This is a genomic window from Pseudosulfitobacter sp. DSM 107133, from assembly GCF_022788695.1.
Classification (GTDB): Bacteria; Pseudomonadota; Alphaproteobacteria; order Rhodobacterales; family Rhodobacteraceae; genus Pseudosulfitobacter.
In genome coordinates this window covers 1,300,686-1,315,222 of sequence record NZ_CP085154.1, presented here as the reverse complement: position 1 = coordinate 1,315,222, position 14,537 = coordinate 1,300,686, and the positions used below count along the sequence as shown (strand labels likewise).

At 63.5% G+C, this 14,537-nt stretch carries 12 protein-coding genes; 1 reads left to right on the top strand and 11 read right to left on the bottom strand.

The features are described from left to right. Window positions 1-81: 81 nt before the first annotated feature. The 6 genes from DSM107133_RS06510 to DSM107133_RS06485 form a co-directional block, all read right to left on the bottom strand. Window positions 82-1,488, bottom strand: coding sequence for an NCS1 family nucleobase:cation symporter-1 (locus DSM107133_RS06510; RefSeq protein ID WP_114294932.1), 1,407 nt, complete (start codon window positions 1,486-1,488; stop codon window positions 82-84). Between the two features lie 234 nt (window positions 1,489-1,722). Continuing rightward, entirely contained in the window at window positions 1,723-4,650 is a 2,928-nt protein-coding gene (gene ileS, locus DSM107133_RS06505) for an isoleucine--tRNA ligase (protein WP_114294931.1), read from the bottom strand. 236 nt (window positions 4,651-4,886) lie between these two features. After that, the gene (locus tag DSM107133_RS06500) at window positions 4,887-7,616 is read right to left on the bottom strand and encodes a DUF2339 domain-containing protein (protein ID WP_114294930.1); all 2,730 of its coding nucleotides are present in this window, start codon (window positions 7,614-7,616) and stop codon (window positions 4,887-4,889) included. A gap of 91 nt (window positions 7,617-7,707) precedes the next feature. Next, on the bottom strand, window positions 7,708-8,703 hold the full coding sequence (locus DSM107133_RS06495; RefSeq protein WP_114294929.1) for a TIGR01620 family protein: 996 nt from the start codon (window positions 8,701-8,703) through the stop codon (window positions 7,708-7,710). Beyond that, complete coding sequence (locus DSM107133_RS06490) at window positions 8,703-9,158, bottom strand: GNAT family N-acetyltransferase (protein ID WP_114294928.1); 456 nt, start codon at window positions 9,156-9,158, stop codon at window positions 8,703-8,705. The genes DSM107133_RS06495 and DSM107133_RS06490 overlap by 1 nt, the downstream gene beginning before the upstream one ends. Continuing rightward, window positions 9,155-10,561, bottom strand: a complete 1,407-nt coding sequence (locus tag DSM107133_RS06485) for a YcjX family protein (RefSeq protein ID WP_205387888.1) — start codon at window positions 10,559-10,561, stop codon at window positions 9,155-9,157. Before DSM107133_RS06485 ends, DSM107133_RS06490 begins: the two co-directional genes overlap by 4 nt. A 114-nt stretch (window positions 10,562-10,675) precedes the next feature. On the opposite strand from DSM107133_RS06485, the gene truA reads away from it, so the two are divergent. Further along, window positions 10,676-11,446 (top strand): tRNA pseudouridine(38-40) synthase TruA, encoded by a 771-nt coding sequence (truA, locus tag DSM107133_RS06480; RefSeq protein WP_114294926.1) that lies wholly within the window; start codon window positions 10,676-10,678, stop codon window positions 11,444-11,446. Window positions 11,447-11,512: 66 nt separating this feature from the next. On the opposite strand, the gene DSM107133_RS06475 is transcribed toward truA, so the two are convergent. The 5 genes from DSM107133_RS06475 to DSM107133_RS06455 form a co-directional block, all read right to left on the bottom strand. Then, a complete protein-coding gene (locus DSM107133_RS06475) occupies window positions 11,513-12,106 on the bottom strand; it encodes a hypothetical protein (RefSeq protein WP_114294925.1) in 594 nt (197 codons plus the stop codon). A 46-nt stretch (window positions 12,107-12,152) separates the two neighbouring features. Next, window positions 12,153-12,509 carry a DoxX protein gene (locus tag DSM107133_RS06470; RefSeq protein WP_114294924.1) on the bottom strand — a complete coding sequence of 119 codons (357 nt, stop codon included), beginning with the start codon at window positions 12,507-12,509 and terminating at the stop codon, window positions 12,153-12,155. Continuing rightward, the gene (gene msrB, locus DSM107133_RS06465; RefSeq protein WP_114294923.1) at window positions 12,506-12,982 is read right to left on the bottom strand and encodes a peptide-methionine (R)-S-oxide reductase MsrB; all 477 of its coding nucleotides are present in this window, start codon (window positions 12,980-12,982) and stop codon (window positions 12,506-12,508) included. Before msrB ends, DSM107133_RS06470 begins: the two co-directional genes overlap by 4 nt. Window positions 12,983-13,309: 327 nt before the next feature. Beyond that, complete coding sequence (locus tag DSM107133_RS06460) at window positions 13,310-13,999, bottom strand: anti-sigma factor (protein WP_114294922.1); 690 nt, start codon at window positions 13,997-13,999, stop codon at window positions 13,310-13,312. Beyond that, window positions 13,992-14,534: a sigma-70 family RNA polymerase sigma factor gene (locus DSM107133_RS06455; protein ID WP_114294921.1), complete on the bottom strand. Its 543-nt coding sequence runs from the start codon at window positions 14,532-14,534 to the stop codon at window positions 13,992-13,994. Before DSM107133_RS06455 ends, DSM107133_RS06460 begins: the two co-directional genes overlap by 8 nt. Window positions 14,535-14,537 lie beyond the last annotated feature (3 nt).

The following is a 14,537-nucleotide window of genomic DNA, read 5'->3' as shown; positions in this document are numbered from 1 at the left end:
GCACAGGATGCGGCCAAAGCCGCCCGCGCTCAACCCGTAACCTGCGCATTGCGCACCGCCCGAAAGCGGTGCGCAGCCATTTCAGCGTTTGGCCAGCATCGAATACAGAATGCCACCGATCAGCGCCCCGATTACCCAGGCATAGCCGGACAGCACCGCCAGTGCCGGCACCCAGACCGTCGCCACCGAGAACAGCGCCGCGATGGCAAAGGCCACCAGCGCCGGATTGTTCCAGCCATTGCCAAAACGGTAAGGCCCCCCCACCTCGTCATACAGGCCAGCCACATCCAGCGACTGACGGCGCAGCACATAGTAATCAACAATCATGATCCCGTAGATCGGCGCCAGCGTCGCGCCCAGCGTGTTGACGAAGCCGCCAATGCCGAATTCGCTGATAAAGCTGGTCCAGAAGCCACCGATAACAAAGGCAAAGCCCGATGTGATCAGCCCCGCCATGCGAAAGCTGATCTTGCTGGGCGCAAGGTTGGCAATGCCGTTCACCGCCGGGATAAAGTTGGCCACCAGATTGATCCCCACCGTCGCCGCAAAAAAGGTGATCGCGGCAATGATGCTGAGCAGCACGCTGTCGGTGCGCTCGACAATCTCTGTCGGGTTGATAATCGCCTCGCCGTAAACCACCGCAGCGCCCGCCGTGGTCAGCAACGCCAGCGCCGAAAACAGGATCATGTTGAACGGCAGGCCGGCCAGGTTGCCCAGGACCATCGCGGGCTTGTCCTTGGCATAGCGCGAAAAGTCGGAAAAGTTGACCATCACGGCGGCGAAATAGGCCACCATCGTGCCCACGATTGCGATGAACCCGTTGAACTCGGTGACAAAAGTCGCATCCGGCTGCACAAAGATCGTCTGCGCCGCGCTCAACAGCTGGCCGTCCGCCTTTTGCCACAGCACGATCAACAGGCCGATCATCACCAGATAGACAAACGGGCCGGCAATGTTCAGAAATGTCTCGACCCAATCCATACCGCGCCAGAAAATCACAATGTGAAAGGCCCAGACGATCACGAAAGATGCCCAGTCAACGCCCGTCAGCCCCAGCACCTCGGTGCCCCCGCTGATGCCCGTCAGTGACCGGATCAGCAGCGCCACGGCGGTCGAAGCAAAATAGACCTGCACCCCGTACCAGAACACCGCCACGATCGCCCGCAGGATTGCGGGCAGTTTGGCCCCTTGGGTGCCCAGACTGGCGCGGGCCAAAACCGGATAGGGAATGCCGTATTTTTCGCCCGGCGCGCCGGACAGATTGACAAGGAACATCACGAACAGGCCCGCCGCGATCAGCGCGGCAAAGGCTGTCCAGCCGCTGACCCCGAACGAGATAAACAGCGAAGCCACCAGCGAATAGCCGAACAGGGACTGAACGTCGTTGGCCCAGATGTTGAAAATGGCGAACCAGCCCCAGTTCTTCTCGGACGGCGTGACGGGATTCAGCGTATCGCCGCCTGTGCCGGTTGGTGTTTCAGTGTTCATCGTCGTATCCCTCGCCTCTATTTACGAATTATTGTGTGAATGCCGCCGCTTAGCGCCAACGCCCGATGTAACGTGGCACAGGCAGCACCGCGTTGCGGGGAACCTGTCACATCCGTTTGCCACTGCAAAGAACCCAAATGGCCAAAACGACCGCACTCTGTCTTGGGGCTGAAAATGCAGGCAGCCCGCCCCTGTATCAGGGACGGGCTGCACGTTTTAAGGCTGAGGGTGGTCTTATCCCAGTGCGTCGTTGCACCGGCCACAGACACCTGTGTGTTTGTGGGTGCCGACATCGGGCAACACCTTCCAGCAGCGCTGGCATTTGTCACCCGCCGCCTTTTCAAAGACCACGCTGACGCCCGACACTTCCGGCAAACGGAAGGCTTCGGCCGGGGCGGGGTCGGCGGTGACCGCGATGTCAGACGTGATGCACAGATCCTCAAAGGCCACTGATTGCAGCGCGGCCAGCAAGGCGTCGTCCTCGACATGCACAACCGGTGCCGCCTCAAGCGACGCGCCGATCACCTTGTCGGTCCGCTGCACTTCCAGCGCAGCCGTGACCGCACGGCGGGCGGCACGCACCCCGGCCCATCTCGCCGCCAGCGCATCATTGCGCCAGTCGCCGGGCGTTGCAGGGAAATCGGCCATGTGGACCGAGCATTGCGCCCCCGGATTGCGCTCCAGCCAGACCTCTTCCATCGTGAACACCAGAATCGGTGCCAGCCAGGTGGTCAGACGCTGGAACAACAGGTCCAGCACGGTGCGCGCGGAACGGCGGCGCAGGGTGTCGCCATCGCAATACAGCACATCTTTGCGGACATCGAAGTAGAAGGCCGACAGATCCAGCGTGGCAAAGTTGAACACTGCTTGCCAGACGCCCTGGAAATCAAAAGCAGCGTAGCGCGTGCGCACAACCTCGTCCAGCTCGGCCAGACGGTGCAGCACCCATTGCTCAAGCTCGGGCATATCGGCGGCTGCGGTGCGGTCGGCCTCGGTAAAGTCCGACAGCGACCCCAGCATGAACCGCATGGTGTTGCGCAGGCGGCGATAGCTGTCGGCCACCCCTTTCAGGATCTCCGGCCCGATCCGCTGGTCAGCGGTATAGTCGGCCTGTGCCACCCACAGCCGCAGGATGTCGGCACCGTACTGGCGCACGACCTCATCGGGCACGATGGTGTTGCCGATGGATTTGGACATCTTCATGCCCTTGGCATCCAGCGTAAAGCCGTGCGTGACCACATTGCGATAGGGCGCACGGCCCGTGGTGCCGACCGATTGCAACAGCGACGAATGGAACCAGCCACGGTGCTGGTCGGTGCCTTCCATATAGACGTCCGCAATCCCGTCCTCAGAGCCGTCCTCACGGTCGCGCAGGGTAAAGGCGTGGGTCGAGCCACTGTCAAACCACACATCCAGAATGTCGGTGACCTGGTTGTAATCGTCAGGGTTGACGATGCCGCCCAGGAACCGCTCTTTCGCGCCGTCGGCGTACCAGACATCCGCGCCATCGGCCTCAAACGCTTCGACGATCCGCGCGTTCACATCCGCATTGCGCAGCAGGAAATCGGCGTCCGTGGGCAGTGCGCCCTTCTTGGTAAAGCAGGTCAGTGGCACGCCCCATGCCCGTTGACGCGACAGCACCCAGTCGGGGCGCGCCTCCATCATCGAATGCAGACGGTTGCGGCCCGACTTCGGCGTCCAGTTGACGTTGTCGATCTCGGTCAGGGCACGCTCGCGGATGGTCTTGCCGAATGTGTCCAGACCGTCGCCCACAACCTTGTCGATGGCGGCGAACCACTGCGGCGTGTTGCGATAGATCACGGGCGCTTTCGAGCGCCAGGAATGCGGATAGCTGTGCTTGATCTTGCCGCGCGCCAGCAGGCCGCCAACCTCGACCAGCTTGTCGATGATGGCGCTGTTTGCGTTGCCTTCCTTGCCGTTGGGTTTCAGGATCGCCTTGCCGCCAAAGAATGGCAGATCGTCGCGGAAACGCCCGTCTTCCATGACGTTATAGGTGATGACCTGTTCCAACATGCCCAGATCGCGGTAAAGCTCGTATTCTTCCAGACCGTGCGACGGGGCGCAGTGGACAAAGCCGGTGCCTTCGGTGTCGGTGACGAAATCGGCGGCACGGAAATCGCGCAGGTCGTCCCATTCGCCGTTGGCACCTTCGCACTGATCGAAAGGATGTCGAAGTGCGATGCTGGAAAGTTCATCAGCAGATACATCACGAATCCGCTTGTACATTCCTTCGTCCAAACGTGCCCGATTCATCACATCAACAGCCAATTTATCGGCCAACAGATACCTTTCCCCAGCGTTTACCCAACACTCTTCAGGAGTGGACGTAACCTCGTAGAGGCCATAGGAAATGCCTTCACCAAAAACCACTGCCTTGTTTGACGGGATGGTCCACGGAGTCGTGGTCCAGATAACCACATAGGCATTTTGCAGCCCAAGATCAAAAACTGCATCTGTATTCGGTTTCGGCCCCACAACCTTAAACTTCACCCAAACGGTAAAGCTTTCCTTGTCGTGATACTCGACCTCGGCCTCGGCCAGCGCGGTCTTCTCCACCGGCGACCACATCACGGGTTTCGAACCCTGATACAGCGTGCCGTTCATCAGGAACTTCATGAACTCCTCGGCGATCACCCGTTCGGCGTGGAAATCCATCGTCAGGTACGGGTTTTCCCAGTTGCCGGTGATGCCCAGACGTTTGAATTCCTCGCGCTGGATATCGACCCAGCCACGCGCGAACTCGCGGCATTCGCCCCGGAATTCGTTGATCGGCACCTGATCCTTGTCGCGGCCCTTCTTGCGGTACTGCTCTTCGATCTTCCATTCGATCGGCAGGCCGTGGCAATCCCAGCCGGGGATATAGCGCGCGTCAAAGCCCATCATCTGGTGGCTGCGCACGATCATGTCCTTGATCGTCTTGTTCAGCGCGTGACCGATGTGCAAATGCCCGTTGGCATAGGGAGGGCCATCGTGCAGCGTAAAGGGCGTGCGCCCCTCTTTTTCACGCAGGCGGTCGTACACGCCGATCTCCTCCCAGCGCGCCAGCCACTCGGGTTCGCGTTTGGGCAGGCCCGCGCGCATCGGGAATTCGGTGCGGGGCAGGTTCAGCGTGTCTTTGTATTCAGGTGTATCGGCGCACATGTCGGGCGTCCTTCGGATCAGGTCGGGAATATATGTTCAGTGAGGGTCGGTGCGATGGCTCAAACACCTGTTGCCCGGCGTCTCTATGGTCAGAGCGCCGGGGAAATAATTCGAATAATGAGCGCGGATAGCATCATCATGCCTGCCTTATAAGCAGCGCGGCATAGCCCTACAAGACCCCTTCTTTTGGCCACAAATATCCCGGGGGACGGCCACAGGCCGGGGGGCAGCGCCCCCTACTCCGCGTCCTCCCCGCGCGCTGCCGTCTTGTCCTGCGCCCAGCGGTTCAGCCACGCCAGCCCGGCAAGCGACAGCCCCAGCAGCAACAACGAAAACACCCGCACCAATCCGCCCAGCCCTGAAATGTCGATCAGGAACACTTTGGCCACCGCCAGCCCGATCACAGCCAGACCCGCGCGCCGCATCAGGTTCGAGCTGGCCGCCATCGACTGATAGAACAATCCCGCCCCTGCCAGCAGCAGCGCGACGGTATAGGTGTAAAGCTCGCCCTGCCCCATGCCACGGCTCAGCTCCATCGCATCAGGTCCCTGCCAGAAATGACGGATCACGCAGAACAGCCACAGCAGACCCAGCAACCCCGCAAGCCCCAACATGGCCAGCTTCAGCAACCGCGGCAGCGTATCGATCCGCCATGCGCCCAGCGCCAGCACCAGTGCCGGTGCCAGATAGGCGGGGGCCAACGTGTTGACCAGCGGCGGCCCTGCGACATCGCCGAACCAGGTGCTGAGCAACGGAGAAAACAGCAGCGCCCCAAGCGCCAGTGCCAGCAGACCGATCAGCGCAAAGACCGTCGCCAGCCCTGCCCGCGCCCAGCGCAAGGCACGGCGTCCCGCCATGCGCTGCACCTGTGCCAGCGCCAGCCCGAACCAGATCGTCGCGAACAGGCCCATCGCCCAATGCGATCCGACGCTGTCTTCGTCCAGCACATAGGAAATCGCACGATAAACCAGCAGCGTCACCAGAATCCCGCCAAAGGACCACGCCGCGCTGTCCAGCATCAGCACCGCCTCGTCGCGCCGCCCCTGGGCCACGCGCGGGCGCAGCAGCCACAGCCCCGCCACCATCGCACCAAAGGCGCTGCCATAGGCCAGCAGCATTTCGGCCAGCCCGGTGTCGACGGCCCAGACCATCCCCGGATCGGCTACCAGCCGGTAGCCCAGTGTCACCACGCCCGCCGCCACAAACCAGCTCATCTGCGGCAGGTCGAACTTGCGGTCCAGCCACGCGGCCACCACAACCGTCACCGCAATCGCCGCCGTCAGCGCCGCCAGCGACAGGATCAGCACCAGCGCAAAGGTGATGCACGACAGCGCTGACAGCACGAAAAACGCGGTGCGCAGGCGGTGTTCCGGCCCGTCCACGCGGGCAAAGCGTTCGGCCAGCACGCCCATCAGCGCCGCCAGCGCCGCCGCGTGCAGCGCCCAGGGGTAGGCTCCGATGGCCGTCGCCGGCTGCCATGTCACTTCGATCAGCACCGCCAGTCCCGGTGCGATCACCGCCGCCGCCAGCGCCCACAGCGGCGCGAACGCGCCACCGCGCAGCGACCGCCATGCGGTCAGCAGCGACAGCACCACGCCGATGCCCACCAACGCGGTGACGGTCAGGGGGAACTTGGCCTCTGGCGCATCGACATATGTGGTCAGGTAATCGGTAACGATGGGCGCGCGGTCCAGACCGACCAGTACAACCGCAGCGCCAAGGCCTGCGACCGGCAGCAGCGTCTGGTCCTGCAAGGCCGGTGCGCGCACCGACCAGCAGGTCCATGCCCCTGCCAGCACCGACAGCGCCAGCACCGACAACCCGAATTCGGCAGCGCCCTCCTGCGCGGTCGACATCAGCGCAAACACCGTCGCGGCCAGCGCGCCTGCGGCCAGCCAAGTTGGAAAGATCGGGCGCGTGGTCGGGGTCATCTGGTGCAGCATCGCGCCGCCGTGGTCCGGCGACACCGACCGCGCCGGTATCAGCACCGCCATCAGCGCCAGCGCAAAGACATAGGCCACTAAACCCGCAATCGTGTCATCCGCACCCATCACCAGCAGCCAGCCCGCGACATAGGCCAGCACAAGGCTGAGCACCGACACCCACGCCCAGCGTTTCAGCGTGTCGATGCCAAGCCCAAGGGCTGCGATAATGGTGAAATAGGCGTAGAAAATCGTCGGATCATCCGACGACCCGCCCACCACAAAGGGCGCGGCAAAGGCGCCGATCACCCCCACAGCCGCCAGCAGCGGGCCATGGAACCAGCCCAGAACCAGAGCCACCAGCGCCACCAGCACCATGCCGACCAGCGCCGTTTCCGGCCCGATCAGGTCATACAGCAGCCGCGCCGACAGAACGCCGCCAAACAGCGACACGATGCCCGCGCCGGAAAACACCGAGGGCAGATAGGCGGTGCTGGTGTCCTCGCCATCGCCGAACCGGCGGCGGATGTATTCCCCCGCCCCGATCAGCACCACGCCAAAGGCCAGCGCCGCAGCGACCCGTGCAGTGGGCGGCAACAGGCCGTTCTCGACGCCATATTGCACCAGAAACAGCCCCGCCAGCGCCAGCGACAGCGCCGAGACCGCGTAGAACCAGTTGTTCACCAACCATCTGCTCAGCCGTTGCATCCAGTCGGCGGCTGGCGAAGGCGGACGCGGTGCTGGCGTTTTGGCCGGGGTCCCGGCAGCGTCTGCCCGTGCAGCGATTACCGCAGCCGCAGGGGGCGGTGGTGGTGCAGGCTTTGCCGGTTCGGGGGGCTGTTCCGGCCTTGGAGATGCAGGCGCTTGTTGTGGTGCATTTTCTGCGGACGGTATCGCCGAGCCTGCACGCAGGCGCAGGGCCGTCAGTTCCTTTTCGACATCAGCAAGGCGTGATTTCACACCGCTGTGGCTGATCAGCAGATAGATCAATGCCACGGGAATCGCGATCACGATCCCCCCGATCAGAACCAGAAGACCTTCCATCGCGCCTTACCCCTACCCGACATTCAAAGCGCAGGTTAACGCTTTGGGCTGGCGGGGCAAAGTGAGGATTTCCTGACCCGGGGTCAGGCCCCTAGCTTCCCTTTGTGCCGAACAGCCCCGTCAGGCTGCGCTGAACGATTCCCCGGCTGGTCGGGCGTTTGCCGGCGGGGAACGGCAGCGGACGACAAACCTCCATCGCGGCCACACCCACGCGGGCGGTCAGCGCGCCGTTCACCAACCCTTCGCCAAAGCGGCGCGACAGCTTGCCCAGAAGCGAGCCGCCAAGGATCGGTTCCAGCATATCATCGCCCACGGCCACCGCCCCCGTGGCCACCAGATGCGACAGCACCGCACGGGTCAGCCGCCAGCTGCCAAGGAAGCCGGAGCGCCCGCCATAGACATCGGCCACGCGGCGGATCATCCGCAGGTTGGCGGTCAGCGCCGTGGCCACATCGGCCAGCGCCAGCGGCACCAGCGCCGTCACCGCCGCCACCTGGCGCGCCGCTGCCTCAACCTCGCGGGACGCCGCGGCATCCAGCGGCGCCAGCAGTTCGGCATCGGCCAGCGTCAGCAAGGCCGCCGCGTCCATCTGGTCGCCGCGCAGCTCGGCCAGGCGTTCGCGGCCCCAGCGGGTATCTTCGCGGCTGTTGTACAGCGCGACCAGACGGTCGGTCACCTTGCGCGCGGCAGGCAGGTCTGCGGCTTCGATTGCGCTGGCGGCCTGATGGCGCAGATCGTCAATGCGGGTCAGCCGCGCCAAAGCCGCCAGTTCACGGATCGCCATCAACAGCAGGATTGCGACGAACAGGGCGAACAGCCCGGTCACGATCCAGCCAAGGATCGGGGCGCGGTCGATCAAGCCGCTGGCAAAGTCCCACGCCGCAATCGACACCACGGCCCCGATCAGCGTCGTTGTCACCCACCAGAACAGCCGTCCCAACAGCGACGGACGCCGCGCCGCCAGCCGCGCCGCTGTCTGCATCGCGCGCCCCTGCGGCAGCGGCTCGGCCAGCGTGTCGGGCACCGGCGGTGCATCGGCGACCGATGGCGTTTCGGTAAGATCAATCAGAACCGGACCTTTGGCCATTACGCGGCCTCCCTATCTGCGTGCCATTCATAGCGGATGTCGGGCAGGCCCACGTCATTGCCCGCCCCGTCGGTATGCTGCACGGGGCGAAAGCCCGCGCGTTCGTAAAACCGGTTGGCCGCGGTATTCGCCGCAAAGGACCACAGCCCCAGCCGATTGCGCTGGCGTTTGGCGTGGTTCAACAAAGCCGTGCCCGTGGCGCGGTTCTGCGCTTGGGGCGCGACATAGAGGCTTTGGATTTCATCGCCTTGCAAGGCCAGGAACCCCACGACGCCTTCATCGGTGCGTGCTGTCGTCACCCAACCCGCGTCTATCATATCAGCGGCAAACATCAGCTCTTGGGCGCGCGAATGCACCCGTGGCAGCCACGGCGTTGCATCGACATTCGCAGTCAAGATCGCCCCCACCGTGCCAGCATCCAGCGGGCGGGCCGCACAAATTTCAACGGCGTTCATAGCTTGTCCCCGATCAGGAATTGCGCGGCGCGGTCCAGCCGGATGTGGGGCGGCCCGTCGCCGGGGCGCAGGGTCAGCGTGGCGGGCGCAAAGCGCATCACTTGATAATCGCCAGCCAGCCAGTTCTCGCCCCGCTGCGGGTTCAACAGATGCGACGGATCGCTGGGCAGATGGCCGGGAAAGAACGCCGCCTGCTTGCCGGTGTCCAAGAGCTTGCCCTGCACCATTCCCAGCGTTTCACCGTCATGGGGCATGTCCGTTTCCGTCGTGGCGCGCAGCGACGCAATGGCCAGCGATTGCGTGTCTGCGCCGGCAAAGCGCGCCTTGTCGGTGGCATCGCGCACCAGCGCCTGCATGATCGCGGTCAGCTCTGCGTGCTGGCTGTGGTGCAAATGGTCGGCCTTGGTCGCGGCAAACAGGATCTTCTCGACCCGTTTGCCCATCAGCAACCGCGTCAGGAAGGCATTCCGGCCGGGGCGAAAGGCCGACAGGATGTCGGTGAGCGCGCCGCGCAAATCCTCAAGCGCTGCGGGGCCGTTGTGGATCGCCCCCAAGGCGTCGACCAGCACCACCTGTCGGTCGATGCGGGCGAAATGGTCGCGAAAGAAGGGTTTGACCACTTGCGCCTTATACGCCTCGTAACGGCGGTCCATTTCGCGCAGCAGCGACCCGCGCGGGGCGGCGCCAGCGGGCAGCGGCGCAAAGGTCAGCACCGGAGAGCCCGCCAGATCACCGGGCAGCAGAAAGCGACCCGGCGCACAGTCCGAGTAGCCCGCGCGGCGCGCGTCTTGCAAATAGGCGGCAAAGCCTGCGGCAAGGTCCTGGGCCACCGGCTCGTCCAGCCTGGCTGCCCCGTCCACCTGCGCCACCTTGGCGCGGTATCCGGATGCCTCTTCGCGGCTGGCGATGGATGCCAGCGTGGCCGCCGACCATTCGCTGTATGACTTGTCCAGCAATGTCAGATCCAGCAGCCATTCGCCGGGATAGTCGACAATGTCGATATGCACCGTGCGCGGCCCCTTGAGCCCCGCAAGCAGCCCCTTGGGGCGCACCCGCAGACTGACCCGCAGTTCGGAAACATGGCGGGTGCTGTCGGGCCAGTGGGCAGGATCGGCCGTGAGCGCGCCAAGATGGCTTTCGTAGTCGAATCGCGGGACCGTGTCGTCGGGCTGGGGTTGCAGGAATGCTGCCTCGATCCGTCCCTCGGATGCGGCCAGAAGATGCGGCATACGGCCCCGGTCCAGAAGGTTGGCGACCAGCGAGGTGATGAACACCGTCTTGCCCGAGCGCGCAAGGCCTGTGACCCCAAGGCGCACCACGGGTTCAAAAAGTGTTTCGGACACCGTGTCCTGCACGCTTTCGACGCCGCGTACCAGACTGTCGGCTATTGCTGATATGACCACAGGGTCCCCTTGTTCTGCCCGATCACCCTGAAAGGTGACGCATGTTGTTGAGATGAACATAGGGTGTCCACCACAGGCTTGCCAGTGGGGCTGCGTGGCGCTAGGGCATGCGCCATGCCCCGTTATGCGTTGAAAGTCGAATATCATGGTGCGCCATTCGTCGGATGGCAGCGGCAACCGGACCAGCCGTCGGTTCAGGGTGCCATCGAGGCTGCGCTGGCGAAACTGGAACCGCGCGCGCACACCATCGCCGCCGCCGGGCGGACCGATGCGGGCGTGCATGCGCTGGCTCAGGTGGCCCATTGCGACATGGACAAGGACTGGGATCCGTTTCGTCTGTCCGAGGCGATCAACTATCACCTGAAACCCGCGCCGGTGGCGATTGTGGATTGCGCGCAGGTCGCGGACGACTGGCACGCGCGGTTTTCGGCGCTTGAGCGGAAGTACCTGTTCCGCCTGCTGATGCGCCGCGCGCCTGCAACCCATCAGGACGGGCTGGTGTGGCGCGTGAACCGTGAACTGGACGTAGAGGCGATGCGCGCAGGCGCGGCGCATTTGCTGGGCTTGCATGATTTCACAACCTTCCGGTCGTCGATCTGTCAGGCGGAAAGTCCGGTCAAAACGCTGGACGCGCTGGATATTGTGCGCGTCGGGACCGATTGGGGCCCCGAGGTGCAGTTCACCGTGCGGGCGCGGTCGTTCCTGCACAATCAGGTGCGCAGCTTTGTCGGCACGCTGGAACGGGTCGGCAGCGGCGGCTGGGCACCGGATGATGTGCGCCGCGCGCTTGAGGCGCAGGACCGTGCGGCCTGTGGGCCGGTGTGTCCGCCGCAGGGCTTGTATCTGGCCGGTGTGCAGTACCCTGAAGACCCGTTTGCGGGCTGATGTGGGTCGGGGCTCTGCCCCCGGCGCTGCGCGCCTCCCCCGGAGTTTATCTGGCAAGATGAAGGGTCATGCCTGCGGTTTGGGAAGATCAAGCCAGAGCGGCCCCTTGCGATAGCCGCCACGGATCAGGTGGCCGCGTTTACGCGCCTCCGGGAACTGGTCCAGCCAGTCGCGGTAACGGTCGTTGGTGACGATCGGTGCCCTGAGGTCGCGGGCGGTTTGCAGGATCAACGGGTCGGCGGGCGTGCCTTTGTCCACCACGCGCACATGGCTGTCTGGCAGGTTCAGTGCAGCGGCAAAGTCGGTTCCGTGCCAATATTTTCCATAGAGCAGATGGCCTGCGTTGGCGTCGAAAATCACCGACGAAGACAGGCCCCGGTCGGTCAGGGTGTTCACCACTTCGCGCACGGGGGCCAGATCGGGCGATTGGGTTTTCCAGTACATCACGTTCGATCCGTCAAGGATGACGGGCGGGCCTGTTCGCGCTTTACGCGGTGCGGGCCGTCTTTTCGGCGCAGCACGCGGGCGGCGCAGCAACAGGAGTGCCGCTGCCAGCGCCATCGGGCCCGCCAGCAGCAACAGATCCGACCAGCCGGGCAGCAGGACGGCCGCGGCGATACCGACACAGGAGAGAAGAAACAGCAGGAATGGTGCGCGCATACCGCAGTTCTAACGGCACCGCATCATACAGCCAAGGGTTGTTTTGTCAGCGGGCCTCGGGGTGGCTGGCCAGAGCCAGCAGGCCACCTGCAATCGCCCAGTTCTTGACGAAGATGCTGATCTGCCAGGGGTCGTCAGGCCGGAAGTGAAACACCGATGTGACCATGCAATACACCGCCAGCGCCACCGCCATCATGCCAAGCCGCGTACCAAACCACAGCGCAAAAGCACCCAAAGCGTTGAACACCATCGCTGGCCAGACCAGCACGGCGGGCAGCCCCAGACCGCGCAGCAAATCCATTGCAGGAACAGGATCGACAGTTTTCTGCGCAGCCCCTGCGGCAAAGAACGCACCCAGAAGGGCGCGCCCCGCGCGAAAAAGCCAGATGCGATATCCGCTCATGCGTTCTGCGGCGTGAAGGTCAGGCTGACACCGTTGAGGCAATGGCGTTTTCCGGTTGGTTCGGGTCCGTCATCAAAAATATGTCCCAGATGGCTGCCGCATCGGCGGCAGTGGCATTCGGTACGCACATAAAACAGCAATTTGCGATCTTGCTTGGTTTCGATCGCATCGGGCAGGCTGTCGTAAAAGCTGGGCCAGCCGGTGCCGCTGTCGAATTTGGTCTTGGCATCATAAAGTGGCAGATCGCAGCCCTTGCAGTGAAACACGCCTGCCCGCTTTTCGTCGTTGAGCGGACTGGTAAAGGGGCGCTCGGTCTCTTCCTCGCGCATCACCGCGTATTCGGTGTCAGTCAGCATTGCACGCCATTCGGCCTCGGTACGGGTGATTTCAAAACTGCCCTCGGCGGCAGAAACACCCTCGGGTCGCAAAACGGCCAGCGCAGCGCCGGATACCAGAAAATTTCGGCGTCGCATCAGATGATCCTTTCGTGACGGAGATAGGTGAAAAGGAACCCGGTATTGGTGGGTTGGTCGCCTGCATGGGGGGCAGACAACCAACCCTGTCGGAAGAACATCTACGAATTTTGAACGTCAACAGCTACGGTGGCGTCGATCAGGCCAGTCGAAGGGTATGCGTCCTTAATTGTTAAATATCCGACGTTTCCGGTTCACTCGTTACAGATCGACCAAGGCAGCTATATTGGCCGCTGCGTAACAGGAGTCACGCAAGACACCGCATGAAGTTTCACGCGGTGTCGGTTTTTTTTGAAATTTTTCTGAACGCGCGTTCGAAGCGGTTTCTTACAGCGCCTGTTCGACCGCTGCGGCCGCCAGAACAGCCCCCGTGGGTGCCCCTGTGGGCGACCCGCCAGCGGGCTCGTCGGACAGTGCCAGCGTCAGAGCCCCCGCCACCGCGCGCAGGTTTTCCGGCAAGGCAACCTGCCATTCACCATCAAGCGGCAGAACGCCCAGCGAAACCGGTGCCGCATCGGGTGCAATGGCCCACAGTTCCGTGACACGTCCCGCAGGCGGGGCTACGGTGCTGCTGCGCACAAGGTTCAGCAGACCGGTCTGGGGCGACAGCGTTGCCGTCAGCACAAAGTCACGCTGCTCGGGCGCCAGCTGCGCGGTGTAGACGGGTCCGGTGGGTTGCAAACGCTCGGGCAGATATGTGAACAGGGCCGCGGCAATCAGGGCGGCGGTCGTCAGACCGATCCAGACCGGTGGGCGCAGCCAGCGCAGCGCGCTGGCAGGTTTCGGGCCAAAGACACGCGTCATCAATGCACGGCGGGCGGCAGCCGATGGCTGCACCGGATCCAGCGCATCCGCAAGCGCCGAAAGGTTGCGCTGCCATGCGACGACTTCTGCCGCGAAAGCCGCATCGCTGCGCACACGGCGTTCGGCGTCTTCTGCTTCTTGATCTTCCAGCAGTCTCAGCGCGTATTCAGCAGCCAGTGCGCGGTCGTCTTCTGTGAGTGTTGTATCAGCCATCGGACATACACTCGCGCAGCGCGATCAACCCCCGACGCAGCCAGGTACGCATGGTGTTCAGCGGTTGTTTGAATTCTTCGGCCAGCTCGGCATAGCTGCGTCCGTCCAGATAGGCACCGCGCACAGCTGCCGCACGGTCGGGGGGGAGTTCATCCATACAGCCCGTCAGCCTGCGCGCCGAGGACGCGGCAATCGCCTGCCGTTCGGGACCGGGGTCGGGCGAGGCAAGGGACAGCGCCGGATCATCCACATCCGTCGTGAACCTGCGTTTGCGCAGACGGTCGATTGCAGTATTGCGTGCAATCGTGATCAGCCATGTCATCGGGCTGTGCCCGGTGGTCTGATACCGCCCTGCATGGGTCCAGATTTTGATATAAGCGTCCTGCATTGCATCCTCTGCTGAGGCTCGGTTGGACAAGACACGCAGACAGACTGCAAGAAGTTTCGCAGAGGTGGCATCAAACAGGCTCTCGAACGCTGCGCGATCGCGCAGCGCACACCGGGAAATCAAGTCTTCTAGTTCGCCGTGGTCCATGCG